This is a genomic window from Paenarthrobacter sp. CM16 (assembly GCF_013179505.1).
In the GTDB taxonomy this organism is placed as follows: Bacteria; Actinomycetota; Actinomycetes; order Actinomycetales; family Micrococcaceae; genus Arthrobacter.
This window is the reverse complement of the sequence record NZ_JABMCX010000020.1, coordinates 1-26953: the sequence shown is the minus strand read 5'-3', so window position 1 is coordinate 26953 and position 26953 is coordinate 1. Positions and strand designations below refer to the sequence as shown.

Genomic DNA, 26953 nt, shown 5'->3' with positions numbered 1-26953 from the left:
CGGGCAATTGGTGCCCAGGCGTACATGAAGTCGGATATGCCCTCGCTCGGTGTCAGGGTTCCAGAGGTACGAAGCATTGCTAAAGCTGCAGCCAACGAAATACCTCCTACATCCCCGGCAGATCTGCGGCTCGCGGTTCTGGAGTTATGGCGCGAAGCCAAGGCACGGGAGGAACGGTACGCAGCCATCGATCTGACGGGGCTTCGACTGGTCAAGGTAGACCTCGACATGCTGCCGGTGTATGAGGAAATTATCCGGACAGGAGCATGGTGGGACCTCGTCGACGCAGTGGCGCACCGGATCTGCGCGCTGTTGCTGGCTCACCGGGCAACCATGACCCCTCTGCTGCTTCGCTGGGCCAAAGATGAGGACAAGTGGATCCGCCGGGCCGCTATCACTGCCCAGTTAGGGGCAAAGTCCAAGACCGATCACGATCTGCTGGCCGCAATTATCGAGTGCAACCTGTACGACAAGGAATTCTTCATCCGCAAGGCCATCGGTTGGGCACTGCGTGAATACAGCAAGTCGGATCCTGATTGGGTCCGCGCCTTTGCCGCGGGCCATGCTTCATCGCTGAGTCCGTTGTCCCTTCGCGAAGGAACCCGGCTTTTGTCCTCCAGCTGATGCAGCTCAGATGATCGGACGGAGGCCGGGTTCGTCCTGTTTGCGGAACAGGCTCTTGGTTTTCGGGTCAACAAAGATCAGGTACACGGCGAAGAGCAAGGCAATGATGGCCGCTGCGTTGCGGGCCAACGTCAGGGCGAGGCCAAGGTCTTCACTCTGGAGGTAGGGGAAGACATCCAGCTGGTCCGAGATGGCATAGACCATGAAGAAGGACACCACGAAGTAGACGGCTTTGACCTGCCAGTCGTTGCGGATACCTGTCACGGCAAACAGCGGGATCAGCCAGACCACGTACCAGGACTGGATCATCGGCGCCAGAATGACAATGGCCGCAAACGCCAGGGTGAGCCTGCGCATCAGGCGGTCGTAGTCACCCCGGAAGACCTGCCAGGCGATGGCTCCGACCATCAAGACCTTGCCGGCGTCGTACACCCATTTGGCCATGCCCCAACCGTCCAGACCGAAGACGTTGAAAATAGAGGCCACCACCAGCCCGATGAGGCCGATGGGCGCATACCAGATCCACACGCTTCCCGGAGCTGACAGGCCATTGATCCAACCAAATCCGAAACCGTTGACCATGCTCATGGCGTACAACAGTCCGAAGCTCAGTCCGGCGGTCAGGAACCAGAAGACGAACTTACGGGGCCAGGAGGCTCCCTTGCCTGCCCACAAGAGACCAATGAAGGGAAGGAACACCACAGTGATGGGCTTGACCGAGATGGACAGGGTGACCAGCACCAGCCCGAAGATCACGCGGCGTGTTGCGCAGTAATACAGGCCGGCCAGGGCCAGGCCGATCATGAGTGCGTCGTTGTGGACGCTTGCTATGAAGTTGGTCAGGAAGAGGGGGTTTGCCGCCGTCAACCACAAAGCCCTGTGCGGATTTACGCCGTGGAGTTCGGCCAGCTTGGGCACATAGATGATGCACAGAATGATGCCCACGAGGGCCACGAGCCGGAAGAGCATAATGCTCGCTTCGGGTTGGACATTGGTCACCCAAACCACGAACTGCTCGATCCACAGGAACAACTGCCCGTACGGTACCGGCGCTTCGGTCCACATTTTGTCCGCGCCCAGCTGGAAATAGTTGGGTAGCGCGGAAATCCCATTCTCGTAGGGATTGATGCCCTCGACCATCAGACGGCCTTGACCGATGTAGGCGTAGACGTCCCTGCTGAAGAGGGGAACCGTGAACATCATGGGCAAACCCCACGCGACCACGGCTTGGAGCGTTGCCTTACGCGCTTGCAGCCCCCATACCCGTACGCGTTGACCTAGACGGAGCCAGGCCCTGACGAGCAACATTCCGCCGACAGCCAGCAGGACAATGGAGAGGGCGACGCCGGCACCTTCGGTGCGCATCCAAATGAAAAGCGGCAGCCTCCGAAGTTCGGAGACCGGGGCGAGCCAGCCCACACCCAGAGACCCAAACACCATGAACATTGAACCAATGAAACCGGCGATCAGCGGCGAACGGGCATTATCAACCTCGCTGGTAGCAGCATCCGCCGTCGGCGCTGCTGTCCCTGCCTTCTGGGCGGCGGGTACTGGCACCGTCATGTGGTTGTCATCCAATCGTTCGCCCGATGCATCCGGGAGAAATTCAGCGTCTTTGGGGCTTTCCGCGACAGGAAGAAACGACACTGCCGCGCTCAAAAATCGTACCATCCGAGCACTTCGAACCGCCTGAAGGATAGGCTGGGCGCGTGCCTATTACTAATGAACGCATCGTCTGGATCGACTGCGAAATGACCGGCCTGGACCTGAAGAACGACGCCCTGATCGAGGTCGCGGCTCTGGTGACGGATTCCGAGCTCAATATCCTCGGCGACGGCGTCGACGTCGTCATCAAACCGGACGATGCCGCTTTGGAACAAATGAATGATTTTGTGCGGGACATGCATACCCGTTCGAAGCTCCTGGACGAACTCCCGCACGGCAAGACCATGGCCGAGGCTGAGGCCGAAGTCCTTGAATACATCGAGAAGTGGGTTCCCGATCCCCGAAAAGCACCCTTGGGCGGCAACTCGGTGGGAACAGACCGCATGTTCCTGGCCAGAGACATGCCCAACATCGTGGAGCACCTCCACTACCGCGTGATCGATGTCAGCACCATCAAGGAACTGTCACGGCGCTGGTTCCCGCGCGCCTACTTCCAGTCACCCGCAAAGCACGGTGGTCACCGCGCCCTCGGCGACATCAAAGATTCCATCGACGAGCTCCGCTACTACCGCCAAGCCGTGTTCGTGCCGACTCCCGGACCGGACACTGCAACAGCCCAGCGCATTTCCAAGGACGTCATGTCCACCGCGGAGACCTTGGGATCCACTGAAACAGTGTGATCTGCGCCATTTTTCTAGGTTTTTTTGCCAAAAGCGGCAAAAGTGGACTTTGCACCCCAAAACAGCAGGTAAGCTATTTGTCGTTGCCTTGAAGGAAAGCCGGTCAAACGGTTCAGCCCCAAAAGGCACATGGTGGGCTTAGCTCAGTTGGCAGAGCGCCTGGTTGTGGTCCAGGAGGTCGCGGGTTCAACCCCCGTAGCTCACCCCACCGAGATTGGCTGCAGAGCCGGTTTCCACAAAGGCCGCACCGGTTATCCGGTGCGGCCTTTGCTTTTAACTCGAAGCGACCATGTGCCGACCCGCACATCAGCGATCTACAAGGAAGAACTGAGATGACCGTCCTGCCAGTCACCATCTGGGGCGAACCTGTTTTGCATCGTCGGGCCAGCGAAGTGGAGGTTTTCGATGATGAACTCCGCGCCCTGATCGCGGACATGTTCGAGACCAACGACGCCGCCAATGGCGTTGGGCTCGCTGCCCCGCAGATCGGCGTTGGCAAGCGCCTTTTCGTTTACAAGTACGCCAATGATGACGACGTTCCTGAGCAGGGCGTGGTGGTCAACCCCGTCCTCACTCTTTCCAAGGTCTCGGGGGCGCTTCCTGACCCGGATGAGCACGTTGAGGGCTGCTTGTCTTTCCCGGGCGAGTACTACCCTTTGCAGCGGGCTGAGTGGACGCGCGTCCAAGGCTTCGATGGCCATGGAAACCCCGTGGACTTTGAAGCGACCGGCTGGTTTGCCCGGATACTTCAGCACGAGTTCGACCACCTGGATGGAAAGCTGTACGTCAATCGATTGGTGGACAGGTACTCCAAGAAGGCCCTCAAGCAGGCAAAGAAGCACGGCTGGGGCGTCCCCGGCCTGACCTGGATGCCCGGCGTCGATCCCGATCCCTTCGGACACTAAGCCATGGACTTCAGCAAGCACGAAGAGCTTTTCGAACTCTTGGACATTACCGGCGATGACGCCAGCGAATGTGCCGCCCTGCTGGCAACTCCGCCCGAAGATGCTGTGCTGCGCGCCACGGCCGCCATGGAAGAGCGGTTGGGTACTTTCCCGTTAGACAGCATCAAGGATGAGAACGCTGCCGAGACTCTCTGGATAGAAGCGCTGCTCCGCTTCGCTCCCACTGTTCACGCCTACCACAAACAACTTGGCATCAGTCCTGAGGTCTCTGCGGGATCGTTGGCTGACGTGGGACTTCAGCTCAGGATCAATCGGCGTGTCCACGGCCGTTTCGGCCTGGACACCTGGGCGTGGCTGACCTTGCACATGGCAGGGAATCTTTTCAGGCTGGGCCGTCTGCAGTTCCACCTGGTCCCCGGCCGGAACGATGACACTCAAGCAATGACGTCCGTAAGGAATCACGGGTGGGTACTGGGCGTACACATCCCCGAGGACGGTGGGCTCTCCCCCGCCGTTGTTGATGCCAGCCTGGCCGAGGCCCGCGCGTTTTTCCCGCGCTTTTTCCCGGATAAACCGGCAACGGTGGCCACCTGTGATTCCTGGATGCTGGACCCGTACCTGGCGGAGCGCCTGCCGGGCAGCAACATTGCCTCTTTCGCCCGTCGCTTCACGTTGGACCGCGTCTCTGATGCCCCCACCGATGCCGTCTACTTCACGTTCCGGCAGCGCGGGCTCAAGGAGTTGGACAAGCTCCCCCGGGAGACATCACTCCAGCGGGTGGTCCTGGACAGGATCAACGACGGCGGCACCTGGCAACTGGGACACGGTCACCTCGAGCTGTAGATAGTCTGCTGCTCGGGGCAGGAGGACAGGACGGCTTTCATGGCGTCCTTTTCCGGCTGGGTTACCCAAAGCTTGTACGCGGACTTTACGGAAATTTGCCGGGCGACGTAGTGGCAGCGGAAGTTCTTGTTGGCCGGCAACCACGTCGCAGCGTCGCCTGCTCCCTTTTTAACGTTCGCGGGACCATCGGCGGCAATCAGGTTCAAAGGATCATTGGCGAAGGTCTGGCGCTGCTGGACAGTAAGCTGTTGTGCACCTTTTTGCCATGCATCAGCCAAAGCAACCACATGGTCGATTTGGACGGCTGCACTGGTGTCCTGTCCCCGCCTGAACGTCACCTGCGACCCGGTATAGGGTTCGTGAAAGCTGCCACCGGCCACCTTGCAGGACGATCCTTCGGTGAACTCCACAGCTGAAAGGTCGCGTCGGAGGATGTCGTTCCTGGTGTCGCACCCGTTGCGGTCGGCATCGGCCCAAGCCTGTCCGAAGGCCGCCCGGTCGTAGTCCGTCTTCGGGGCCCTGCCCTTGACCGGCAGCCGCTCCAGGGCCACTGAGGCCTTTTCGGCCGTCACTGGGGCGGCCCCGCGCACCGGCTTCATCCAGAGTGGGTTGTACACGGGGGCTTCGCTGGGACCCGTCGTCCAGGTGTTTGTCGCATTGAACTGCCCAGCCGTGAAGAACCATGCCAGCCCCGCCACTATGGTGACGGCAGCCAAGGCCAGAACCGTCCATGCTTGCCGGGATCTGCGGCGGGCGCGTTTATAGGCAGACCAGGTGATACTCAAGAGACTCCGTCCAGTGGGGGCAGGCATGTCCTACGAGCGTAGGACAAGGCCCCGACAGAAAGAGCCGGTATCCACAGTGTGTAGGAGAAGTCACACCGTGAGGAGGATCTCAGGTTTTATTGCTCGCGCATCACGCGTTGGAGGTCTTCGGTTGCCAGCGCGAGGAGTCCGCGCAGTTGCTCCACCCGTTGGTCCGTGACATCACCGGTGGCGTTGCCCGCAACAGCCTGATCCAGGAGTTTTTGGGCTTGTTTTTGGTTGGCCCGGGCCACGTCAAGGGCGTGTTCCAGTGCGGTCTCGTGTTCCAAGGTTGATTCATTTTCCATGAACCCATTTTGGTCAGGTTTCCCGGCTGATACCAGTGATTCAGCCGGGAAACCCGCCGATACTTCCGGGTACTAGGCTCCGGCGCCTTCAAGGACAGCGATAGGAGCCACAACATCGCGGGCAGGGAACGACGGCGGGTTGACGCCGGCCATTTCCTCCATGACACGGACAACCTGGCATGAGTAGCCAAACTCGTTGTCGTACCAAACGTAGAGAACGAGGTTCTTGTCGTTGGAGATCGTGGCGAGTCCGTCGACAATGCCGGCGCGGCGTGATCCGACGAAGTCCGTGGAGACAACATCGGGAGAATCGATGTAGTCGATCTGCTTACGCAGATCCGAGTGCAGGGACATCTCGCGGAGGAAGTCGTTGACCTCATCGCGCGTAGTGCCCTTTTCAAGGTTCAGGTTCAGGATGGCCATGGAGACATCCGGCGTGGGAACGCGGATGGCATTGCCGGTCAGCTTGCCCTGAAGTTCCGGGAGAGCCTTGGCGACGGCCTTGGCAGCACCGGTCTCAGTGATGACCATGTTCAGCGCAGCGGAACGTCCGCGGCGATCGCCCTTGTGGAAGTTGTCGATCAGGTTCTGGTCATTGGTGAACGAGTGCACGGTTTCGACGTGTCCGTGGATGATGCCGAACTTATCGTTGATGGCCTTTAGCACCGGCGTGATGGCGTTGGTGGTGCAGGAAGCAGCCGTGACAATCTTGTCGTCGTCCGAAATGTCCCGGTGGTTGATGCCATGGACGATGTTCTTCAGTTCGCTCTTGCCCGGTGCGGTCAGCAGGACGCGGGCAGCACCCTTGCTTTGCAGGTGCTGGGACAAGCCCTCAGCGTCACGCCAGCGGCCAGTGTTGTCCACTACCAAGGCGTCCTTGATGCCGTAGGCCGTGTAGTCAACGGTGGCAGGGTTGTCCGAGTAGATGACCTGGACCTGTACGCCGTTGGCGGTAATGGTGTTGGCTTCCTCATCAACACGGATGGTGCCCTCGAAGGATCCGTGGACGGAATCGCGGCGCAGCAGGCTGGCGCGCTTGACGAGGTCATTCTCCGCGCCCTTGCGCACCACGATCGCGCGGAGCCGCAGGCCGTGGCCGCCACCTGCTTTTTCGATAAGGATGCGGGCCAGGAGACGGCCGATACGCCCAAAGCCATAAAGCACGACGTCGGTGCTGGTGCGGTCGTCCGCGCCACGCTTGCCCACGATCTCAGCAAGCTCTGCACGCAGGTACTCATCCAGGGAGGCGCCATTGCCTTCGGCCCGGTACTTCTCGGTCAATCGTGCAATATCAATGGCTGCTGCGCCGAGTTCCAGTTCCGACAGGGCGTTCAGCAGGGGTGCGGTCTCTTCGAGCAGGAGCTCGTGGTTGCTCATCCGGCGGGCAAATCTGTGTGCCTTGAGGATGTTCATGGTGGACTTGTTGATCAAGCTGCGGCCGTGGATGCTGGTGACCACGTTGTTTTCCCGGTACAGCCGGCCGATCACCGGAATCATGGCCTCGGCGAGAGCCTCCCGGCCCATCCACTTATCAAGACAAGAATCTGACGTCTGGCTCACAGAACTACCTTCCTTGGGTCAACCACATACGTCCTCGTATGCAGATGGCAGCGGCCGCCCGGAGTAGTCCTGCGGCACATGCGCCGGCGGGCTTCGGTCCACCCACAGCGCCTTGAACGAGAGCAAAGAAAAATCCGCCGGCTGCGAACGCAGTCCCGGCGGCAGAACATCTACGTTCAGTAACCATTCTAGGGCGGAAGGCGGGAGCATTGGCCGCCCGAAGGCGTGAAATCACTCACACGCCGGTTTTGCTGCAGTCATAAATGGATGGGTCGACCGATACGCCGGGTTCTGTCATCCCCTTCCGTTACCGGAAAAGGAGTGGCGGCCATCCATCTACGAACGCCGTTGCCGACGCCCTCCAGCAGCCTACCCGGACACTCGGGCGGGCAGCCCTCAAACGTGTCCTGTCTGGCCTTGCTCCGGGTGGGGTTTACCTAGCCTCCCCGGTCACCCAGGGAGCTGGTGGTCTCTTACACCACCGTTTCACCCTTACCTGCTGCGGCGCGATGAAACCATCACGCAGCGCAGGCGGTCTGTTCTCTGTGGCACTGGCCTGCGGGTTACCCCGAGTGGGCGTTACCCACCACCCTGCCCTGCGGAGCCCGGACGTTCCTCGAGCCACTTTCGTGACGCGCGACCGCCTGGTCGACCCATCCGCTGTCCAGTCTACCGGCGTTGGGACCGGCCGAAGTCCGGCGGTAATATCGGCTGGTGCTGATTCTGCTTCCGCCTTCCGAAGGCAAGACCCCCGCTGCCAAAGGTTCCGCCATCGAGTGGGAGTCCCTCAGTTTTCCGGAGCTGAATCCTTACCGGGCAAAAGTCCTTGAGGCCCTGGGGACGGTCAGCGCGCACGAGGACGCGCTGGCTTTACTGGGCGTCGGAGCCTCGCTGCGGGACGACGTCGAACGTAATACCCGACTCCATGCAGAACCGGCCGCGCCGGCGCACCAGGTCTATTCGGGCGTTCTTTACGACGCCTTGGGCTACAACAGCATGACGCCCACGCAGCGGCGTAAGGCCACCGAATCCATCCTGGTGGTCTCAGCCTTGTGGGGCGCCATCGGCTTTGGCGACCACGTGCCCGCCTATCGGCTGTCCATGGGAACGGCACTGCCCGACGTCGGACGCCTCGCCTCATTTTGGAAGCCGCAGCTGAACGCTGCACTCGCCACGCGCAGCGAAGGTGAGCTCCTGGTCGATTGCCGCTCCAGCACCTACGCTGCAGCCTGGGCTCCCCCGGCGGCACAGACCGTCAATGTCAACGTTTTCAATGAGGCAAACGGCAAGCGCACGGTGGTGAGCCACTTCGCCAAGCACACCCGCGGCGAGCTGGCGCGGCACTTGCTGACCAGGCGCGGCAAAGCCCCGGCAACTCCAGGTCAGCTCCTGAAGGCCGCCGGTGAAGTCTGGACAGCGGAACTCGTTGAGGGCACGCCCCGCAAGCCCCACGCGCTGAACATCATCCTGTCCAGCTGAGCCCGGGCCGGGAAGGGCGGGGCTAAGTCAGTTCCACTCGGCCGAACGGACCAGGATGACCCCTGAATCCGGGCAGTAAACGATCTCGTCCTCGGCTGCGGCTTTGACCTCGGCAAGGTCGCCGGGGCTGAGCATCATGCCCGAGCCTTCGGACTTGCCGTGGAACAAACGGGCAGCCCCGACACCACGCTTGGCGATGGTCTTCTCGTAAACCGCCAACAATCCGGCATCCAGGGTGTCGGCGAACGCTGCACGTTGACCCCGGACCACGGTTTCTTCGGCAGCGATCTCGGCAGTGGCTTCATCCAACTCAGCACGGATGCTGCCAAATGAGCCCTGGATGTCATCAACGATCGACTGCTGGGCGGCCTGGCGTTCACGCAGTGTGTCCAGGCGCTCCAGGATCTCGAGTTCAACATCCTCAAGGTCCGAGCGGCGCTTGTTCAGTGAGGCGATGTCACTTTGGAGTGCCACCAGGTCCTTGGACAGGCCGGTACCGCTGTTAAGCCGTGTTTCGTCACGTTCAATCCGGGTGGCTACCTGCTCCACATCCGCTTCCGCCCTGCGCAGTTCGGCCTCGGCGTCATGGACAGCAACTTTGGCCGCTCCGAGTTCGCCATTGGCGACACTCAACGCATCCGTCAGGTCCGTGATCCTGGGATCCGTTTCCAAGACCTTCCGACGGCCGGCCAACGACTTGAGCTTGGCATCCAGCCCCTGCAGTTCAAGCAATTTCAATTGTTCTGCCGGTGCTGCTTTCGCCACGCTTACCTCCGCTTGTCGCCGCCGGGCCTGGGGATCAGTTCCGGCCGGACGTGCCCCCATTCCGTGAGGGCTGTCCGTATCCTTCTAGACTCTAGTCCCCGCCGGGAGTGAGTATGAAGTCCCAAGGATCGCTGTTGGTGCTGCTGACCCGGATTTCGACGTCGTAACCCTGGTCCGCAAGCACGTTGCCCAGCGCTTCGGCCGCGGCCGGCAACCACAGCCACTCGCTGGCGAAGTGCGAAACGTCGATCAGGTAGGGGCGCCCGTTGCTTGCACCTTCGCGGGCTTCGGAGGCCGGATGGTGGCGCATGTCAGCGGTCACATACACGTCCGCATTGCTGGCCCTGACCGCATCAAGGAGGCTATCGCCGGCGCCGCCGCATACGGCAACCCGCCGCACCAGTCCGTCCTTGTCTCCGGCAACGCGGACACCGCCGGCCACTGAGGGAAGCATTTCGAAGACCTTCGCGGCGAAATCGCCAAGCGTGGCCAGTTCCGAAAGGTCGCCCACGCGACCGATGCCCTCTTCCGGTAAACCATGGGCAGCGGGAGTCAACGGCTCCACATTTTCCAGCCCGAAGGCGTCAGCAAGGACGTCCGAGACTCCCCCCACCGCGGAGTCCCCGTTGGTATGGACGGTCAGGAGCCCGGTTCCGGCTTCGATCAACCGATGGACTGCCAGGCCCTTGGCGGAGGTGGCCGCCACGGAGTTCACTCCCTTAAGGAGTAGGGGATGGTGGGTGATCAGCAGCCCGGCACCCCACTGAATGGCTTCATCTATGACTGCCAACGTGGGGTCGACTGCAAAAAGGACCTTGGTTACGGGAACATTGGGGCGCCCCACCACCAAACCCACTTCGTCCCAGTCCTCGGCCAATGACTCAGGCCAGAGTTCTTCGACGGCCAGCAATACCTGGCCAAGCGTGGGGTCGCCACTGGCCTCAGCTGTTTGGTCCTCTTCAACTGTTTGGTCATCATCGACCGAATCCGCATCAGAAATGCCGGTGTTTACTGCTTCCATGCTCTTATTCTTCCCTATTTCTTCCCTCCAACGGCGGATGAGGCACTCCTACCACCCGGAGTCCCTGCCGGGTGCCGTAATTCTCCCGTAAGGTGAAGCGGGAATCATCAAGCCCTCCCATCCATTGAAGAGAACATGAAAACTTTCGTACTTGGCGGTGGCTGCTTCTGGTGCCTGGACGCCGTTTACCAGAAAACCCGCGGTGTCAGCTCGGTTGTCTCGGGCTACACAGGCGGCCACGTCCGTAATCCCGATTACTACCAGGTCTGCTCCGGAACCACGGGACATGCTGAAGTGGTGGCCGTAACGTTCGACGAAACCGTCGTCCCCGAAGAGGTCATCCTGGACATGTTCTTTGCCCTGCATGACCCCTCCACCCTGAACCGGCAAGGTTATGACGTTGGCACCCAGTACCGGTCCTCGATGTTCTACACCACGACGGAGGAGAAGGTCCTGTTCGAAGAGGCCATTGAGCGCGCACAGGCCCTCTGGTCCGATCCGATTGTGACCGAAGTCAGCCGCCTGCCCGAGTTCCATGAGGCCGAGGAAGTTCACCAGAATTACTACGCCAAATTCCCGTATCAGGGATATTGCCAGGTGATTATTAACCCGAAACTGGCCAAGGCCCGGAAATATTACTCTGCATGGCTTACTGCTTAGCGGTGTTTCGACCCGGCTGGTTAGGCTGACCTCAGCAATCCCTCTTCAGAGATAGGCGTAATTTTCATGGCAAGGATCTACGACGACGTCACGCAGCTGGTAGGCCGCACACCGCTGGTCCGGTTGAACCGGCTTACCGAAGGCCTCGACGCCACGGTTGCGGTCAAGCTCGAGTTCTACAACCCGGCCAACAGCGTCAAGGACCGCATCGGTGTGGCCATTATTGACGCAGCCGAGAAGTCCGGCGCCTTGAAGCCCGGCGGAACCATCGTAGAAGGTACTTCCGGCAACACCGGCATCGCCCTGGCATTGGTTGGTGCAGCTCGTGGCTACAAGGTCATCCTGACCATGCCGGAGACCATGTCCACCGAGCGCCGGGTCATGTTGCGCGCTTACGGTGCCGAAATTGTCCTGACGCCAGGCTCTGAAGGCATGCGGGGCGCCGTCGAGAAGGCCCAGGAAATCGTGGCCAACACGGAGAACTCCATCTGGGCCCAGCAGTTCGCCAACGAAGCCAACCCGGCGATCCACCGTGCCACCACCGCTGAGGAAGTCTGGGAAGACACCGACGGCGAAGTGGACATCTTTGTTGCCGGCGTTGGCACCGGTGGAACCATCACCGGCGTCGGGCAGGTCCTCAAGGAACGCAAGCCGGGCGTTCAGATTGTCGCTATCGAACCCAAGGACTCCGCCATCTTGAATGGTGGCGCTCCGGGCCCCCACAAGATCCAGGGCATCGGCGCCAACTTCGTACCGGAAATCCTGGACACCAACGTTTACGACGAAGTCCTCGATGCCACGCTGGAAGATTCCGTCCGCGTTGCCCGTGAACTCGGTGCCCGTGAAGGCATCCTTGGCGGCATTTCTTCCGGCGCCATCGTGTGGGGCGCCCTTGAGCTGGCCAAGCGCCCCGAGAATGCCGGCAAGTTGATCGTTGCGGTCGTCTGTGACTTTGGTGAGCGTTACATCTCCACTGTGCTGTTCGACGACATCCGCGGCTGAGCCTTAGCCCGCTCACCTTCATTTCCTGTAGAAAGGTCTTTGTGAGCTTCTTCGCAAGGCTTAAGGAAGACCTCGATGCCGCCCGGTCACATGACCCGGCGGCTCGAGGCTCTTTTGAGAACTTTTTCGCATATTCCGGCCTGCACGCCATCTGGGCCCACCGTGTGACGCATCGGCTGTGGCAGAGTCCTGCCCTTCGTTTTCCTGCACGCTTGATCTCGCAGCTGGCCAGGTTCCTGACGGGCATCGAAATCCATCCCGGCGCGACCATTGGTCGACGGTTCTTCATCGACCACGGCATGGGCGTGGTGATCGGGGAAACCGCCGAAATCGGCGAGGACGTGATGATCTATCACGGAGTAACGCTCGGCGGACGTTCCCTGGCCAAGGTCAAACGGCACCCGACCATTGGTGACGGCGTCACTATCGGCGCAGGCGCAAAGGTCCTCGGCCCTATCACCATCGGCGCCGGCAGTGCGATCGGCGCCAACGCCGTGGTGGTCAAGGACGCGCCACCGGAATCCATCATCACCGGCATTCCGGCCACCTGGCGGCACCGCGATGCCAGGTCCGAAACGAAGCCCGCTGTGGACCCCGCAGAGTATTACATCGAGTACCGGATCTAGCCCGCAAGTCTCCTGTATAAATTCCAGAAGACTACATCGAAGGCTCGATCCGGAAGGAATTTTCGCAGTGCCAGGACGCTCCAGGCTCCCCTGCCCACCGGGTAGCGGGTCCTGGGGCGTTTTGCCGTTGCAGCCCTCACAATGACGTTCGCAACAACCCGCGCGGGTGTCGACAAGACGTGCCCTTCTCCGGATGTCGAGGCCAGAGCGGCAGCCACCACATGAGCCTGCTGCTGGTAGGGCCCATCCCCTGACGTGGCCAGCAGCCCCTCCCCCGCAATGGTGCCCCATTCGCTGTTGGTCCCGGACGGTTCAACGATCACGACGTCGATGCCGTGCGGCCTCAGTTCCAGGCGCAGGGAGTCACTCATGCCCTCGACGGCGAATTTGCTCGCGTGGTACCAAGAGCCCAGCGGCTCATATATTTTTCCGCCAATGGAGGTGACATTGATGATCCGTCCTGAACGGACCCTGCGCATGCCTGGGATCACCAATTGCGTCATCCTTGCCAGACCCATGACATTGACCTCCAGCTGACGCCTGCCTTCAGCCAACGGAACTTCCTCGAGGGACCCGTACGAGCCATAGCCGGCATTGTTCACCAGCACATCAAGGTGCCCGTGAGCCTCTTCGACCAGCGCCACCGCCGATGCCATGGATTCTTCCGAGGTGACATCCAATGACAGGACAGTGATGCCGTGGCCCTTCAGCGGCTCCATCTTCTCCAGGCGGCGCGCTCCGGCATAGACCGTGAACCCGGCGTCACGGAGGGCGATGGCCGTATCAAAGCCGATTCCTGCGGAGGCTCCAGTGACCACCGCGACGCGGGATCTCTTCACGGTTCTCCTTCTGTTCAGGTACGGCAAAGGCCGGCCTCCCCCAGCGTAGCTGGGGTGGACCGGCCCTTGGCGTGAAGCTGATGCTAGTGGGTGTCCACTGCAGAGATCTCGGACTTGTCTTCGCCCCACAGGGTGTGGAACGTGCCCTCGGTGTCAACACGGCCGTAGGTGTGTGCACCGAAGAGGTCGCGCTGGCCCTGGATCAGGGCAGCAGCGACGCGCTTGCGGCGCAGGCCGTCGTAGTAGGCCAGCGAGGAGGAGAACACGGGTACCGGGATGCCCAGCTGGACAGCGGTAGCAACTACACGGCGCCATGCCGGGAGTGCCTCGGCGATTGCCTTGGTGAAGGCCGGGGCGAACAGCAGGTTGGCGGGCTTCTCCTCGGCCGCGTAGGCCTTGGTGATGTCCTTGAGCAGCTCTGCGCGGATGATGCAGCCTGCACGCCAGAGCGAGGCGATCTCGTCCAGCTTGAGGTCCCAGCCGTACTCCTTGGCAGCTGAGGTCAGCATGTCCAGGCCTTGGGCGTAGGAGACCAGCTTGGAGGCGTAGAGTGCCTGGCGGACGTCTTCGACGAAGGTCTCGGGGATTTCCACGGAGGCTTCTTCGCCGGCGAGCAGTTCCTGGCCGAGCTTGCGCTGTTCGGTCTGGGAAGACAGTGCACGGGCAAAAACGGACTCGGCGATGCCGGAGACCGGGGAACCGAGTTCCAGGGCGGAGATGACCGTCCAGCGGCCTGTACCCTTCTGGCCTGCAGCATCGACCACGACGTCCACGAACGGCTTGCCCGTCTTGGCGTCAACGTGGCCAAGGACCTCGGCGGAGATTTCGATCAGGAAGGAGGACAGATCGCCCTTGTTCCACTCAGCGAAGATCTTGGACTGCTCAGCGGGCTCAATACCGGCGCCGGAGCGGAGGAGGTCGAAGGCTTCACCAATGACCTGCATGTCGGCGTACTCAATGCCGTTGTGCACCATTTTGACGAAGTGGCCGGCGCCGTCGGTGCCGATCCAAGCGCAGCAGGGTTCGCCGTCGACCTTTGCGGAGATCTTTTCCAGCAGCGGGCCAAGGGCGTCGTAGGACTCCCGCGAGCCGCCGGGCATGATGGACGGGCCGTTCAAGGCACCTTCTTCGCCACCGGATACACCAACGCCCACAAAGTGCAGGTCCTTCTTTGCCAGGGCAGCTTCCCGGCGACGGGTGTCTTCGTAGTGGGAGTTGCCGGCGTCGATGATGATGTCGCCGGCTTCGAGCAGCGGTTCGAGCTGCTCGATCACGTTGTCAACGGGAGCGCCGGCCTTGACCATGATGAGGACGCGGCGGGGCTTTTCGAGGGAGTCTACGAGTTCCTGCAGCGTTTCCGTGCGGATGAAGTCGCCGTCCGTGCCATGCTTTTCGAGCAGGGCGTCAGTCTTTTCCACGGAGCGGTTGTGGAGAGCCACGGTGAAGCCGTTGCGGGCGAGGTTGCGGGCCAGGTTGGCGCCCATCACCGCAAGGCCGGTGACACCGATGTGTGCTGACATCAAAACTCCAATTCGTTCGTGTACAAACAGTCCGGCCTACCCCCCTTGGGCAGGCAGGAAGCGATTTCAAAACCAGGGGCTGTAATAAACCATACGTATTAAGACCGTGGGCGGGAAAGCGGTGCCCACGTTGTGGAAGTTTCCCGCGTCATAAACAGTCTATGATGGGCGCCGGATTCCACAGGCGTGCGGACGGGCAAATGACAACCGGCCCGGCACGCAGGCGTCCTCGGCGCCACTATGCTTACCTCTATGTCAACCAGCCTCCACCACCGCGCCGTTGAGCATCTGGGAACCCGGATTGTTGGCGGCGCCCTTCCTACCGGCCACGTGATGTTGGCCGAGCACCTGGAAGATGAGCTCAAGGTTTCCCGCTCGGTAGTCCGTGAAGCTGTGCGCGTTCTGCAATCGCTGGGCCTGGTAGAGACCATCAAGCGGGTGGGCATCAGGGTCCTGCCTGCGCACCGCTGGAATCCCTTTGATCCCTTGGTCATTCGCTGGCGGTTGGCCGGCGAGGGGCGTGGCGCCCAGTTGAGGTCGCTCGCGGAGCTGCGTTCCGCCGTCGAGCCTGTTGCTGCCGAACTGGCCGCAGGCAACGCTCCGGAAAGCCTCCGCCAGGAGCTCGTCAGCATTTCGCTGGCCATGAAAGAAGCAGGAGATGCCGGCGACATGGCAAAGTTCCTGGACCTTGATATTCGCTTCCATGCCTTGGTGCTGTCCGGCTCGGGCAACGAAATGTTCGCCAACCTCATTGGCCAGGTCACAGAGACCCTCACCGGGCGTACGGTGCACGGACTCATGCCGGAGCACCCCCAGAAGCAGGCGCTCCAGTGGCACATGGACGTCGCCCACGCGATCGACGCCGGCGACGGTTCCGCGGCTCGTGACGCCGCAGCGAAGATCATGCGGCAGACTATCGCCGAACTGGCACCCAGCTGGGATGACCAGCCCCGGGTCTTTGTCCCGGTCTCCAACAACTAGCCGTTCCTACCCGAAGTTCAGCAGGACTTTTCCGGACACCGCGGAGTTCTTCGCTACTTCAAAGGCTTCAAGGCCATGGGCGAGACCGAATTCGTGGGTTTCACAGGGTCCACAAACAGCGAGCCATCGGCCAGCGCCGAAATAACGTGGTCTATTTCGTCATTGAAGCGGAAAGATCCCAGGAGTTCCAGCTCCCGAGTGATAGCCAGCGAAATAAGAACCGGCTGCGGGCCTGACGGCAGAAGCCCGACCATCACCACTTTGCCTCCCCGCGTTGCGCCCTTAATGGCCGACGCGAGACCGTGGTGACTGCCCGAGGATTCGATGACGACGTCGGCATCAACTGCCGCGATGGCCTTGGCATCGTCGCCTTTCAGGACCTCATAAGCGCCTGCAGCGCGAGCGATTTCCAGCGGCTTGTCATGCATGTCGACGGCAACAATACTGGCCGCGCCGGCACGCTTAAGGACGGCGACGGCGAGCGCACCGATGGGACCGCTGCCGATGACCAGGGCCCTCTTTCCCTTGACGTCCCCGGCGCGGGCCACTGCGTGCCAGGCGACGCTGGCCGGTTCCACGAGCGCAGCCGTGCGAAGGTCCAGGCTCTCCGGCAGTGGCCGGAGCATCCTGGCGGGCAGGTTGGCGTATCGACTGAACGCGCCGTCAGTATGTGGATAGCGGGCGGCGCTGCCCAAGTACGTGCAGCCCGGGGAGAGATTCGGCCGGTCCTGGGGATACCTGGCATCTCCGGGCGCGGGCGTCGCTGGATGGACGGCCACCGGTGTTCCCATGCCAGGGCCGGAACCATCGGCTGCCTGTTGGAGGACCACTCCCACAATTTCGTGACCAAGGACCATGGGCTCCTTGAGGATCGACTCACCCGCTGCGCCGTGCAGCCAGTAATGGAGATCGGAACCGCAGATCCCGCCGTAAGCGATCTCGATGATCGCTTCATCTGGTGCGGGCGTGGTCAAAGGAATGTCCTCGATCCGGAGATCACCCTTGCCGTGGGCTACTACAGCCGGGCCTGAGACCGGGAGATTGATGCCCATCAGACCACCACCGTCATTCCGCCGTCGACGAAGATCGTCTGGCCGTTGACGAAGTTCGAAGCCTGGGAGGACAGCCACACCACTGGTCCGGCGAGATCAGCCACTGTTCCCCAGCGGTTGGCAGGGGTGCGGCCAAGGATCCAGGAGTTGAAGTCGGAGTCGTCCACCAGGTTTTGGGTCATTTCCGTGTGGATATACCCTGGCGCGATGCCATTGATCTGCAACCCGGACGCGGCCCACTCAGCGGTCATGGCCCGGGTCAGGTTTCGAAGACCGCCTTTGGCCGCCACATAGGGTGCGATGGTGGGGCGGGCCAGGTCCGTCTGGACCGAACAGATGTTGATGATCTTCCCTTGTCCCCGGGGGATCATATGCCTGGCCGCTTCCCTGCCCACAAGGAACGCACTGGTCAGGTCTGTGGTGATCACCCGGTCCCAGTCCTTGACGTCCAAATCAAGCATGGGCACGCGGTGCTGGATCCCGGCGTTGTTGACCAGGATGTCCAGCGGGCCGACGTTCTGTTCTATCCAGGCAACCCCCTCAGCGGCGGACGTGGCGTCCGTGACGTCGAACGCCAGGCTATGGACTTGAACCGCCGGGTAGTCAACCGCCATTGCCTTATGGGCCGCTTCGAGCCGTTCCGGGTTGATGCCGTTCAGCACCACTGTGGCTCCGGCATCGGCCAGTCCCCTTGCCAGGGCATTGCCTATTCCCCTGCTTGAGCCTGTCACCAAGGCAACCCGCCCGGTCAAGTCAAAAAGTGCGCTCATGATTATTGTTCATTCCTTCCAGGAGTTGCGCAGCTTATGTTGCTCCTCGTCGCTGCGGGGGTCCGGCTGAGGTTTGCAATGGTTTGACGGACGACGGCAAGGTCCTGGTCGCCCAGGCCCTGGCGTTTGAGTTCTGCGTAAAGTTCAGTGGCGGCGGATGCCATGGGAACGGCGGCACCGACGGCTGCCGCACTGCCCAGGACAAAGCCAAGATCCTTATGCATGAACTTGGCGGGGCCGGTGGGCGCATAGTCTTTGGCTGCCAGCCTGGGGCCAACGTTGTCCAGCACCCGGCTACCGGCCAGCCCTCCGGAGAGGACGTCAAAGAGGGCCTCCACATCCATGCCGGAGCGCTCGGCGAGCTCGGCAGCTTCGGCAAGTGCCGCCGTCGTGGTTCCGACGATCAATTGGTTGCAAGCCTTGGCCAGCGACCCTGATCCCAGTGCCCCCATCCGCCGTACAGTGGTTCCCATGGCACCGAGCAGCGGTTGGATTGCTGCGAATTGGGCTTCGGTGGCTCCGACCATGATGGCCAACGTCCCTTCCGTGGCACCCGCTGTGCCTCCGCTGACCGGCGCATCCACCACCACGGCGTTGCCGCCGCTTGCGGCGTGGACTGTTTCAGCGAAGTGCTGTACCGCCGTGGGCGAGACGCTGCTCATGATGACGACGGCGGTGCCTGGCTTTGGCGGTTCGTTCCGCCATGATTCAAGTAAGTCGGCTGCGGCTTCTTCGATGAAGGGCAAATCGGGGAGCATGAAGATGATGGCATCCTCATGACGCAGTTCCACAACGTTTTCTACCCGCTGGACCGTGGGAAGGTCTTCGAAGGCGGCATGTGAGCGGTTCCAGGCTGTGACAGTCCACCCGGCCCTGACGAGGTTGGCGGCCATGGGCGCTCCCATGAGTCCGAGGCCTACAAAACCTACGCGCTGATTGGTCACCGTAGTTGACACCTCACTTCTTTGTGGTCATCTTAGTAAATTCTGTTCAATATCCTAGCCGCCATTCAGTATGATGAACACCATGACGACTGATGAACTGACCATCGCCATCGCTGTGCCGCTCGAAGCAGAGCACGTAGAGCTGATCCGCGCTGTAGATCCCTCCGTAACAGTTCTCTACGATCCCGAGCTGCTCCCCCCGGAGCGCTTCCCGGCCGATCATGCCGGCGACCCCGCTTTCAAGCGGACGCCCGAACAGGAGGAACGCTATTGGGGCATGCTGAACCGGGCTCAGGTTCTTTACGGCTTCCCCAACGAAAGCCCCGCCGGCCTGGCGCGCATCGCTGCGGAGAACCCGCACCTGGCGTGGATCCACGCCATGGCCGCAGGGGCCGGTGGAGCGGTCAAGGCTTCAGGCCTGGACACCGAAACCCTGCAGAAGTTCCACGTCACCACCTCAGCCGGAGTCCATGCACTACCCCTGGCCGAGTTTTCCGCATTCGGCATCCTTAACGGATTCAAGCGCAGCGCAGAGATGGCACAGGACCAGGCCGCCAAGTTCTGGCCCGAGCTGCGCACCCCCACAAAGCTGGCCAATGGTTCCAAGCTGGTCATCGCGGGCCTGGGTGAGATCGGGCTGGAAACAGCACGGATTGCGCGGGCTTTGGGCATGAAAGTCAGCGGCACCAAACGCAACGTCGGGGCCATCGAGGGCATTGATGAGGTCACCGATAATGACGGTCTGCCCGGATTACTCGCCGACGCCGATGCTGTGGTGAACACCCTTCCCGGCACCCCCTATACGGAGAAGCTGTTCAATAAGGACATCTTCAACGCCATGAAGCCGGGCACCGTATTCGTCAATGTGGGTCGCGGAACCGTGGTGGATGAGGATGCCCTGCTCGAAGCGCTGGACAATGGCCAGGTTTCCTATGCATGCCTTGACGTCTTTGCCGTCGAACCCCTCCCCCAGGACAGTCCGCTGTGGAGCCACCCCCGGGTGCTGGTGTCCCCGCATACATCCGCCCTGAGTACGGCTGAGAACCGTCTCATCGCAGAACGGTTCTGCAGCAACCTGCGTACCTTCATGGCCGGCGGTGAGCTACCCCACCTGGTGGATCCCATCCACTTCTACTAAGACTCATTCCGCCCCTCGTGGGCTGACGGAGGTTCAGTGCAAAGGCGCGGCCAAGGCAACTTGGCCGTGCCTTTGTTGTGTCGACCGGCGTAGCATCGCCACATGAACGCCTCGGAGATGCCTCAGCGCACGGTGGTGCGCCTCTTTCCGGACTACGGGGATACAGTCCTCTGGCTGGATGTTCCGATCGAGTACTCTCTCACCGGGTTGACCGAGGGACTGGTGCACGAGCTCCGGAACTGGGAGCAGTTCTACTACGATTCCTTGACGCGGGACTTCACGTGGAAGTCAACGGAAAGAGCTGCCAAGTACACCGTAGAAGGTCAACGCCTGGCCCAACGTGTTGCTGATGAGCTGGGCGACGGCTATGAAGTGGACTTCAAGCCCTACGAGGAAAACGCCCGGGCACACCGGTTCCGTGGGACGAAGGCGCCCAACGCCACCGCCGTTGCTGCCTTCGACGCCCTTGCCGAACCGGAATAGAACGTAGAAGTCATCCGTGACGACAGCAGCGCGGCCCCCACCGAGTCGAGGGTGCCGCGCTGCCTTTGTTGTGCCGGGACGCTACTTGGCGTCTTCCGTGCTGACGAGATCGCGCCCCGCCGTCTCCGGAGTGAAAAAGGTGGTGACGAAGGAGATGAGCGCCAGCACCAAGGAGTAGATGGCCAGTACAAGCCATGAGTGGTTGGTTGCCGCCAGCATCAACGCACCCAGCAGTGGCGCGAGTCCTCCAGCCAGGACAGCCGAGATCTCCCGGCTCATGGCCACACCGGTAAAGCGGTATTGGGAACCGAACAGTTCCGGCAGCAGGGGGCACTGGGGGCCGAGCATTGACTGGACACCGATGGCGATACCCACGGCCATGACAACCCACACCAAGGTGACGTTGCCCAAGGTGACCAGATAGAAGGCAGGAACGGCGATGATGCCCTGGAACAGGGCGCCGTAGCGGTACACCGGAACGCGGCCGAACTTGTCGGACAACGCGCCGAATGTCACCACCAAGACCGCCGCGAAGCCGGCGGCGATCAACAGGCCCACAGGGCCAATCGAGTTGTTACCGGCGAAGACACCAGCGGGCATGCTCATGAACGACACCAGCAAGGCCGAATAAATGGAGGAGTTGCCGTTTTCTCCCATACGGAGTCCGATGCCAAGGAGCACATTCTTCTTGGAGTGCTTCCACAGCGCACCGATGGGGTTCTTGACCACGTTCTTGTGCTTCTCCAACTCTTGGAAAGCAGGTGTTTCCTTGAGCTTGAGGCGAATGAAAATGGCCACGGCAATCAGGATGAAGCTGGCTAGGAACGGCACACGCCAGAGCCATCCCTGAAGGACAGACTTGTCAGCCATGGCGATCAACGCAAAAGTCCCTGCGCCGAGGAGCGTGCCCAACTGGATGCCAACGAAAGGCAAAGAGGCGTAGAAACCACGACGACGGCGCGGCGCGACTTCGGAAATCAGCGTGGTGGCCCCTGCCTGCTCAGCGCCGGCACCGAGGCCTTGGATGATCCTCAAGGTCACCAGCAGGACCGCCCCGAGCATCCCGGCCTGCTCGAAGGTTGGCAGCAACCCAATGGCGAAGCTTGCGGTACCCATCAAGGCAATGGTCAGGATCAGGACCATTTTCCGGCCGAACCTGTCACCAATGTAGCCAAAGATCAACCCACCAAAGGGGCGGGCGGCGAAACCGACGCCATAGGTGGCGAAGGAAGCGATCAGCGCACCATCCGGGCCGAGGGGGGAAAAGAACAACGGACCAAAGATCAGCGCGGAGGCCAGCCCATAAATATAGAAATCGTAGTATTCCAAAGCTGAACCCACGGAACTGGCCAAGGTGGCCCGGCGCAGCTGTTCCGGTGCAACCACAGCATCGTCAGCCTCAGCCGCAATCTGTGTATTAGTACGAGTTATCACAAGCACTCCCTCAAAATCACCCCAGGCCCCCGTTGGCCCGGCGAGATAGTGATGGCATCACCGCCAAGATCACTATGATGAACAGCGTACAGCTTGTTGAACTATGTGCCAAGGTTGAAATCAGATTTATTTTTTCTGGACACTCAGCGAGCCGCGCTATCCCATTGGGTTTCCCAGGGAACGGGCCAACTCCTTAAGCTCCTTGACCATCAGCGCACCCTGCTCTTCGGAGTAGGTGGCCTTCAACGCAGTCACCGAGAGGCCAAGGCTTGGACCGTGGGCTCCGTGGGTGGGGACGGGCACAGCGAGGCACACCACACCCACTGTTGACTCTTCATCCTCGAAAGCAAACCCTTGCTTTCGGATGGTGATTATCTGGGACTTGAGTTCCTCGGCAGTGCGTAGCGAGTTGGCTGTCATGACCGGCAGTTGCATGCCATCGGGAAACATTGCCTCAATATCGTGATCATGCAGCTGCGCCAGCAGGGCTTTGCCAACGCTGCAGAGGGAAACGGGCATCTTGTCGCCGATGTTGGACGTCAGCCTTACCGCCGGATGCCCCTCGTACCGGGCCAGGTAGATGACATGGTCGCCATCGAGCATTGCTATGCGCACGGTCTCACCTGAAAGTGTGGGCGCTTGCTCGCAGTACTTGTAGAACTCTTGTACCTCGTCCAGGCGGCTTAGGTAGGCAGCACCGAGCTCAACGAGCTTTCGACCCAAGGCAAAGTCCGCACCTTGCCGGGTGATGAGGCGCGCTTCTTCAAGGGCCAGCAAGAGATTTGACGTCGACGATTTAGGGATGCCTAGTTCGCGGGAAAGATCGCTCAAGGTCAAACGTCCCGACGGAGAACCTGCCAATGCCTCAAGAACCGCGGCGGCGCGGGTTACAGCTGGCGCAGGCGACGAAGCACCCAGCCCTTCAGAACGGGTGGTGCGGGAATCGGCCATGATTCTCCTTCGTCAGTACGATCTTCGCGTTCATTCCGCTGAACACTTCCCATCATAGTGGCAGCTGACTGAGCCCTCGAGGCCTCAGCCAGCCCAATCCGCTACATGTTCCGGTAGCTTGGAATGCTCCGCTTTCCAAACCCAAAAGTTCGCTGTATATTCATCTTCGAGCTCTCCACCGCGGCATCCCCCAATAGTCGTGGTGGAGAGCTCATCCATTTCCCGGGAAAGCTAAGCCGCGGCCACTTCTTCGCCCCTGAGGCACCAGCCCCCGCCTGCACCATCCCGCACCAGCTCCCACGTGGCGATGCTGGACCGGACATTGTTTCCCAAACGAACCTGGACCTGCCAGACCTCCACATCCACGCGGCCTTGTCCCCGGGGCATTCGCCTCGATTGCTCCCACCAGGAGACACGCTCAAACCAGCGCACGGGCTCCACCACGATCCGCCATTCACGGTTGCCCCTCAGGACGACCAACGGTGTGCCTTGCGCGCTGCTACGGATATCTACGTGCTCCATGGCGAAGACCCTAAAGCCGGGCCCTGACATTAAATGAACGCGCTGCAGGCGGCGCTTGCACAATAAAAAACCCCGTCAATCAGCCGTAAGGCTTGGATTGACGGGGTTTCCCTTGGTGGGTCCTACCGGGATCGAACCGATGACATCCACGGTGTAAACGTGGCGCTCTACCAGCTGAGCTAAAGACCCATGGTGCAGTTTCAGTGCCTCAGCGCTTCAACCAACGAACAACGACTCTACATCATCAATTGCTGGAAACACCAATCGGCGGATTCCCGTCCGGAAGATCCGGCAGATTCCGGGCCAGATAGTCCAGGGTGCCGCTGACTCCGAGCTCAAGTTTCAGGGTGGCGAAGTTATCACCCCGGGTAGCTCCCCGGTTGATGATGACAACAGGCTTTTCGGCCTTGGCGGCATGGCGCACAAAGCGAAGCCCGCTTTGCACCGTCAGGGACGAACCAGCTACCAGAAGGGCTTCGGCGTGATCAACCATGGCATAAGCGCGCTCCACCCTGTCCTTGGGAACGTTTTCGCCGAAGTAAACGAAATCGGGTTTAAGTGTTCCCCCGCACCTGGGGCAAACAGCCATGATGAATGAAGTGATGAGCTCGGGATCCTCAACGGTTGCGTCCGCATCCGGAGCCATTTCCACCAGGCCGGACTCCGAGGCAGCTTCGATGAACCCTGGATTAATCTCCTCCAGGATCGCTGCAACGAGCCCCCTGCTGAAGATATGACCGTTCTCGAGGCAGACCACCTGGTCAAAACGCCCGTGCAGATCCACCACATTAACGCTGCCCGCGTCCTCATGGAGCCTGTCCACATTTTGGGTAATGAGGCCGGTCAAAAGACCCCGCCGCTCCATCTGGGCCACGGCGGCATGTCCTGCGTTGGGGTCCGCATGCCTGAGATGCGACCACCCCAGATGGTTCCGGGCCCAATAGCGCCTGCGGTTGGCCTCACTGCCGATGAACTCCTGGAAGGTCATCGGATTCCGCGGCGCGGAGCCCGGTCCCCGATAGTCAGGAATTCCGGAATCGGTACTCAGCCCCGCGCCCGTCAATACGGCCAGTCGTTTGCCGCTAATAATGCCGACGGCCTGCCGGACGGCGGGAAGTTCATCAGCGCCTAGCTGTGTCACCGGCGCGGGGGCCATGCTGGCAAAACCAGTCATGCCCACACCGGGCCGGACGGAGCTCATGCCTGCCGCCGACCCAAGGCCGTGAGAGCACGGCGATATTCAGCAAGGTCCCTCGCTTGGCCCCGTGGATTGACCACCACGTACCGGATGACCCCGGCGGCGTCGATGATGAACGTTCCCCGCAAAGCCATACCGCTGTCGTCGTCGAAAACTCCGTACGTCCTGGCTACCGCACCATGGGGCCAAAAGTCGGCCAGCAGGTCAAAGCCATAGCTTTCCTGTTGGGCGTAGGCGCGAAGCGTAAATTTACTATCTACGGAGATCGCAAGAACAACGGCGTTTGAATCTTCGAACGCCGCAATGTTGTCGCGAATCTCACATAGTTCACCGGTGCAGATCCCGGAGAACGCGAAGGGGTAAAAAACGACGACTACATTGCTGCCCCGGTAATCCGACAGGCGGACGGGCTCGCCGAACTGATTGACCAGCTCGAAGTCCGGGGCAAGCTGGCCCGGCTGCGGAATCACCGCTGGAGCCTGCGCCAGTGAAACATCCGTCACTTGTTCTTCTTGGGCACCAGTCGGGTTGCACTCCAGTCTTTCGACACCCCGGCAGAGGTGGTGAGGTGCAGTCCGGATGTGGGGGCCGCATCCTGGATGTCAGCCGGGGAGACATAGTTGTCGCGGCCCGACTTGGGAGTCAGCACCCAGACAACTCCGCCTTCCTTCAGCGTGGTGAGCGAGTCCATGAGGGCATCAACAAGATCGCCGTCGCCATCCCGCCACCAAAAGACAACGGCATCTACTACGTCGTGGTCGTCTTCATCCAGCAGCTCAGAGCCCGTGACATCTTCAATGTCGTCACGTAAGTCGAAGTCGACGTCGTCGTCGTAGCCGCGCTCCTGAATCAGATCCCCATCTTTGAAACCCATTCGTTCCGCCACATTTACCGATGTGGCGGCGTCGGCCTCGCTCACGTTTCCTCCTTTTGAAGTGACTTCCATTACTAACAGCCAACACCCTTTGGGCGTGTGCTTCAAGCCATTGTCCCTGCCACGGGCCACATTCCACATTACCGGGGGTGTTTCGTGGCCGTGACAGTGACGTGCTTTCCGTCACGCAGGCCAGCAAGATGTGACATACAACGCCCCTCGGGGCCCACGGCTACGCATCGCGGCGCAGTGAAAGCTAGAGTGGCCATGAGCGCTCTGGCTGCAGGGCGACCGCCCCGCAGAATTCTACTGGGCAGCCAAGCGCTCACAAGACCTGCCCGGCGCATCCGACCGGGCTGTTGATACCGAGATGTCGCACACGACGCGTTCACGACGGGCAGATACCCTGCCAGACCTGAGGCGCCGATGCATGCGCCTAAAGGAAGGTTGGACGTGGCTGCAGGAGAAGAGACCTCACACATCCTCAGCGGGTTGACTGCCCAGCTGCCTGATCGTGATCCGGAAGAGACCGCTGAGTGGATTGAGTCCCTTGATGCGTTGATCGCGGAGCAGGGTACCGAGCGTGCCCAGTACATTATGCGGAGTTTGTTGCAGCGTGCCGGCGCGAGGTCGGTGGGTGTGCCGATGGTGACGACCACTGATTATGTGAACACGATCCCGGTGGACCAGGAAGCAGAGTTTCCGGGGAACGAGGAGTTCGAGCGCCGGTACCGGGCGTATATGCGGTGGAACGCCGCGGTGATGGTCCACCGTGCGCAGCGCTCCGATATTGGTGTTGGCGGGCATATTTCCACCTATGCCGGTGCCGCGACCCTGTACGAGGTGGGCTTCAACCACTTCTTCCGCGGCAAGGACCACCCCGGTGGCGGGGACCAGGTGTTTTTCCAGGGCCACGCTTCCCCTGGCATGTACGCCCGCGCGTTCATGGAAGGCCGGTTGACCGAGGAGGATTTGGACGGGTTCCGTCAGGAAAAGTCCAAGGCCGGCCATGCCCTGTCCTCGTACCCGCACCCGCGGTTGATGCCTGATTTCTGGGAATTCCCGACCGTGTCGATGGGTATCGGCCCGATGAACGCGATCTACCAGGCCCAGTCCAACCGGTACCTGCAGAACCGTGGCATCAAAGACACCTCGGACCAGCAGGTCTGGGCGTTCCTCGGTGACGGGGAAATGGACGAGCCCGAGTCCCGTGGTTTGTTGCAGCTCGCCGCGAACGAGAACCTGGACAACCTGAACTTCGTGATCAACTGCAACCTCCAGCGCCTGGACGGACCGGTCCGCGGCA

At 61.0% G+C, this 26953-nt stretch carries 27 protein-coding genes, 2 tRNA genes, 1 other RNA gene and 2 pseudogenes; 13 read left to right on the top strand and 19 right to left on the bottom strand.

Translation table 11 applies throughout. The annotated features are described in order from the left end of the window. The coding region (locus HP499_RS03140) for a DNA alkylation repair protein (protein ID WP_253951360.1) at window positions 1–624 on the top strand (624 nt) is incomplete at its 5' end. A 6-nt stretch (window positions 625–630) separates the two neighbouring features. Here the strand turns inward: HP499_RS03140 and mptB are convergent. Continuing rightward, window positions 631–2187 (bottom strand): polyprenol phosphomannose-dependent alpha 1,6 mannosyltransferase MptB, encoded by a 1557-nt coding sequence (mptB, locus tag HP499_RS03135; protein WP_172322483.1) that lies wholly within the window; start codon window positions 2185–2187, stop codon window positions 631–633. Window positions 2188–2333: 146 nt separating this feature from the next. On the opposite strand from mptB, the gene orn reads away from it, so the two are divergent. The 4 genes from orn to HP499_RS03115 all read left to right on the top strand — a co-directional run bounded on the left by orn (window position 2334) and on the right by HP499_RS03115 (window position 4717). Continuing rightward, complete coding sequence (gene orn, locus HP499_RS03130) at window positions 2334–2969, top strand: oligoribonuclease (protein ID WP_172322482.1); 636 nt, start codon at window positions 2334–2336, stop codon at window positions 2967–2969. 132 nt (window positions 2970–3101) lie between these two features. Beyond that, window positions 3102–3177, top strand: a tRNA-His gene (locus HP499_RS03125). Between the two features lie 124 nt (window positions 3178–3301). After that, window positions 3302–3874 (top strand): peptide deformylase, encoded by a 573-nt coding sequence (def, locus tag HP499_RS03120; RefSeq protein WP_172322481.1) that lies wholly within the window; start codon window positions 3302–3304, stop codon window positions 3872–3874. Between the two features lie 3 nt (window positions 3875–3877). Next, on the top strand, window positions 3878–4717 hold the full coding sequence (locus HP499_RS03115; protein ID WP_172322480.1) for an acyltransferase domain-containing protein: 840 nt from the start codon (window positions 3878–3880) through the stop codon (window positions 4715–4717). Here HP499_RS03115 and HP499_RS03110 read toward each other — a convergent pair. From HP499_RS03110 to rnpB, 4 genes are all read right to left on the bottom strand, one after another. Beyond that, a complete protein-coding gene (locus HP499_RS03110) occupies window positions 4702–5502 on the bottom strand; it encodes an HNH endonuclease family protein (protein ID WP_172322479.1) in 801 nt (266 codons plus the stop codon). The genes HP499_RS03115 and HP499_RS03110 overlap by 16 nt on opposite strands. Before the next feature lie 116 nt (window positions 5503–5618). Further along, window positions 5619–5828, bottom strand: coding sequence for a hypothetical protein (locus HP499_RS03105; protein ID WP_172322478.1), 210 nt, complete (start codon window positions 5826–5828; stop codon window positions 5619–5621). Window positions 5829–5900: 72 nt separating this feature from the next. Further along, window positions 5901–7388 (bottom strand): glyceraldehyde-3-phosphate dehydrogenase, encoded by a 1488-nt coding sequence (locus HP499_RS03100; protein WP_172322477.1) that lies wholly within the window; start codon window positions 7386–7388, stop codon window positions 5901–5903. A 264-nt stretch (window positions 7389–7652) separates the two neighbouring features. Next, window positions 7653–8044: RNase P RNA component class A (gene rnpB, locus HP499_RS03095), an RNA gene on the bottom strand. 58 nt (window positions 8045–8102) lie between these two features. Between rnpB and HP499_RS03090 the strand changes: the two genes are divergently transcribed. After that, a complete protein-coding gene (locus HP499_RS03090) occupies window positions 8103–8867 on the top strand; it encodes a peroxide stress protein YaaA (RefSeq protein WP_172322476.1) in 765 nt (254 codons plus the stop codon). A 27-nt stretch (window positions 8868–8894) separates the two neighbouring features. Here the strand turns inward: HP499_RS03090 and HP499_RS03085 are convergent, their stop codons facing one another. Both HP499_RS03085 and HP499_RS03080 read right to left on the bottom strand, forming a co-directional pair. Next, window positions 8895–9632: a zinc ribbon domain-containing protein gene (locus HP499_RS03085; protein ID WP_172322475.1), complete on the bottom strand. Its 738-nt coding sequence runs from the start codon at window positions 9630–9632 to the stop codon at window positions 8895–8897. 91 nt (window positions 9633–9723) lie between these two features. Next, window positions 9724–10653, bottom strand: coding sequence for a Nif3-like dinuclear metal center hexameric protein (locus HP499_RS03080; RefSeq protein ID WP_172322474.1), 930 nt, complete (start codon window positions 10651–10653; stop codon window positions 9724–9726). A gap of 135 nt (window positions 10654–10788) precedes the next feature. On the opposite strand from HP499_RS03080, the gene msrA reads away from it, so the two are divergent. From msrA to epsC, 3 genes are all read left to right on the top strand, one after another. Next, on the top strand, window positions 10789–11313 hold the full coding sequence (gene msrA / locus HP499_RS03075) for a peptide-methionine (S)-S-oxide reductase MsrA (protein ID WP_172322473.1): 525 nt from the start codon (window positions 10789–10791) through the stop codon (window positions 11311–11313). Window positions 11314–11379: 66 nt separating this feature from the next. Further along, the gene (cysK, locus tag HP499_RS03070; RefSeq protein WP_024817121.1) at window positions 11380–12315 is read left to right on the top strand and encodes a cysteine synthase A; all 936 of its coding nucleotides are present in this window, start codon (window positions 11380–11382) and stop codon (window positions 12313–12315) included. A 41-nt stretch (window positions 12316–12356) separates the two neighbouring features. Then, window positions 12357–12941, top strand: a complete 585-nt coding sequence (gene epsC / locus HP499_RS03065; RefSeq protein ID WP_172322472.1) for a serine O-acetyltransferase EpsC — start codon at window positions 12357–12359, stop codon at window positions 12939–12941. On the opposite strand, the gene HP499_RS03060 is transcribed toward epsC, so the two are convergent. Further along, window positions 12938–13780 (bottom strand): oxidoreductase, encoded by an 843-nt coding sequence (locus tag HP499_RS03060; RefSeq protein WP_172322471.1) that lies wholly within the window; start codon window positions 13778–13780, stop codon window positions 12938–12940. The two genes, epsC and HP499_RS03060, sit on opposite strands and share 4 nt — an antisense overlap. Before the next feature lie 83 nt (window positions 13781–13863). Continuing rightward, entirely contained in the window at window positions 13864–15300 is a 1437-nt protein-coding gene (gene gndA, locus HP499_RS03055; protein WP_014922062.1) for an NADP-dependent phosphogluconate dehydrogenase, read from the bottom strand. A 252-nt stretch (window positions 15301–15552) separates the two neighbouring features. Here gndA and HP499_RS03050 point away from each other — a divergent pair, with 252 nt between their 5' ends. Further along, window positions 15553–16281: a FadR/GntR family transcriptional regulator gene (locus HP499_RS03050; RefSeq protein WP_172322470.1), complete on the top strand. Its 729-nt coding sequence runs from the start codon at window positions 15553–15555 to the stop codon at window positions 16279–16281. A 6-nt stretch (window positions 16282–16287) separates the two neighbouring features. On the opposite strand, the pseudogene HP499_RS03045 reads toward HP499_RS03050, so the two are convergent. The 3 genes and pseudogenes from HP499_RS03045 to HP499_RS03035 form a co-directional block, all read right to left on the bottom strand. Then, a pseudogene (locus tag HP499_RS03045) lies at window positions 16288–17333 on the bottom strand (L-idonate 5-dehydrogenase). Continuing rightward, entirely contained in the window at window positions 17333–18103 is a 771-nt protein-coding gene (locus tag HP499_RS03040; protein ID WP_172322469.1) for an SDR family oxidoreductase, read from the bottom strand. Before HP499_RS03040 ends, HP499_RS03045 begins: the two are co-directional and overlap by 1 nt. Window positions 18104–18105: 2 nt before the next feature. Next, a complete protein-coding gene (locus HP499_RS03035; protein WP_172322468.1) occupies window positions 18106–19047 on the bottom strand; it encodes an NAD(P)-binding domain-containing protein in 942 nt (313 codons plus the stop codon). A gap of 70 nt (window positions 19048–19117) precedes the next feature. Between HP499_RS03035 and HP499_RS03030 the strand changes: the two genes are divergently transcribed. Together HP499_RS03030 and HP499_RS03025 are read left to right on the top strand one after the other, a co-directional pair. Further along, complete coding sequence (locus tag HP499_RS03030; RefSeq protein WP_172322467.1) at window positions 19118–20185, top strand: D-2-hydroxyacid dehydrogenase; 1068 nt, start codon at window positions 19118–19120, stop codon at window positions 20183–20185. A 102-nt stretch (window positions 20186–20287) separates the two neighbouring features. Then, window positions 20288–20668, top strand: coding sequence for a hypothetical protein (locus HP499_RS03025; protein ID WP_172322466.1), 381 nt, complete (start codon window positions 20288–20290; stop codon window positions 20666–20668). Between the two features lie 81 nt (window positions 20669–20749). Here HP499_RS03025 and HP499_RS03020 read toward each other — a convergent pair whose 3' ends face one another. The 7 genes from HP499_RS03020 to HP499_RS02990 all read right to left on the bottom strand — a co-directional run bounded on the left by HP499_RS03020 (window position 20750) and on the right by HP499_RS02990 (window position 25692). Then, window positions 20750–22108 (bottom strand): MFS transporter, encoded by a 1359-nt coding sequence (locus HP499_RS03020; RefSeq protein WP_172322465.1) that lies wholly within the window; start codon window positions 22106–22108, stop codon window positions 20750–20752. A 150-nt stretch (window positions 22109–22258) separates the two neighbouring features. After that, complete coding sequence (locus tag HP499_RS03015; protein WP_172322464.1) at window positions 22259–23053, bottom strand: IclR family transcriptional regulator; 795 nt, start codon at window positions 23051–23053, stop codon at window positions 22259–22261. A gap of 231 nt (window positions 23054–23284) precedes the next feature. Further along, window positions 23285–23575 carry a hypothetical protein gene (locus tag HP499_RS03010; protein WP_172322463.1) on the bottom strand — a complete coding sequence of 97 codons (291 nt, stop codon included), beginning with the start codon at window positions 23573–23575 and terminating at the stop codon, window positions 23285–23287. A gap of 113 nt (window positions 23576–23688) precedes the next feature. Further along, window positions 23689–23764: transfer RNA gene (locus HP499_RS03005), tRNA-Val, on the bottom strand. A 55-nt stretch (window positions 23765–23819) separates the two neighbouring features. Next, window positions 23820–24776, bottom strand: a complete 957-nt coding sequence (locus tag HP499_RS03000; protein ID WP_172322462.1) for an NAD-dependent protein deacetylase — start codon at window positions 24774–24776, stop codon at window positions 23820–23822. Beyond that, the gene (locus HP499_RS02995; protein WP_172322461.1) at window positions 24773–25276 is read right to left on the bottom strand and encodes a peroxiredoxin; all 504 of its coding nucleotides are present in this window, start codon (window positions 25274–25276) and stop codon (window positions 24773–24775) included. The genes HP499_RS03000 and HP499_RS02995 overlap by 4 nt, the downstream gene beginning before the upstream one ends. Beyond that, entirely contained in the window at window positions 25273–25692 is a 420-nt protein-coding gene (locus HP499_RS02990; protein ID WP_026542347.1) for a DUF3052 domain-containing protein, read from the bottom strand. The genes HP499_RS02995 and HP499_RS02990 overlap by 4 nt, the downstream gene beginning before the upstream one ends. Window positions 25693–26073: 381 nt before the next feature. On the opposite strand from HP499_RS02990, the pseudogene HP499_RS02985 reads away from it, so the two are divergent. Further along, window positions 26074–26953, top strand: a pseudogene (locus HP499_RS02985) (pyruvate dehydrogenase (acetyl-transferring), homodimeric type); the annotation flags it as partial.

Coding starts and splice junctions, on each gene's coding strand:
- mptB (WP_172322483.1), bottom strand. CDS start 2,187: ATGACGGTGCCAGTACCCGCCGCCCAGAAGGCAGGGACAGCAGCGCCG.
- def (WP_172322481.1), top strand. CDS start 3,302: ATGACCGTCCTGCCAGTCACCATCTGGGGCGAACCTGTTTTGCATCGT.
- HP499_RS03115 (WP_172322480.1), top strand. CDS start 3,878: ATGGACTTCAGCAAGCACGAAGAGCTTTTCGAACTCTTGGACATTACC.
- HP499_RS03105 (WP_172322478.1), bottom strand. CDS start 5,828: ATGGAAAATGAATCAACCTTGGAACACGAGACCGCACTGGAACACGCC.
- HP499_RS03080 (WP_172322474.1), bottom strand. CDS start 10,653: ATGGAAGCAGTAAACACCGGCATTTCTGATGCGGATTCGGTCGATGAT.
- msrA (WP_172322473.1), top strand. CDS start 10,789: ATGAAAACTTTCGTACTTGGCGGTGGCTGCTTCTGGTGCCTGGACGCC.
- cysK (WP_024817121.1), top strand. CDS start 11,380: ATGGCAAGGATCTACGACGACGTCACGCAGCTGGTAGGCCGCACACCG.
- gndA (WP_014922062.1), bottom strand. CDS start 15,300: ATGTCAGCACACATCGGTGTCACCGGCCTTGCGGTGATGGGCGCCAAC.
- HP499_RS03050 (WP_172322470.1), top strand. CDS start 15,553: ATGTCAACCAGCCTCCACCACCGCGCCGTTGAGCATCTGGGAACCCGG.
- HP499_RS03040 (WP_172322469.1), bottom strand. CDS start 18,103: ATGAGCGCACTTTTTGACTTGACCGGGCGGGTTGCCTTGGTGACAGGC.
- HP499_RS03030 (WP_172322467.1), top strand. CDS start 19,118: ATGATGAACACCATGACGACTGATGAACTGACCATCGCCATCGCTGTG.
- HP499_RS03025 (WP_172322466.1), top strand. CDS start 20,288: ATGAACGCCTCGGAGATGCCTCAGCGCACGGTGGTGCGCCTCTTTCCG.
- HP499_RS03015 (WP_172322464.1), bottom strand. CDS start 23,053: ATGGCCGATTCCCGCACCACCCGTTCTGAAGGGCTGGGTGCTTCGTCG.
- HP499_RS03010 (WP_172322463.1), bottom strand. CDS start 23,575: ATGGAGCACGTAGATATCCGTAGCAGCGCGCAAGGCACACCGTTGGTC.
- HP499_RS03000 (WP_172322462.1), bottom strand. CDS start 24,776: ATGAGCTCCGTCCGGCCCGGTGTGGGCATGACTGGTTTTGCCAGCATG.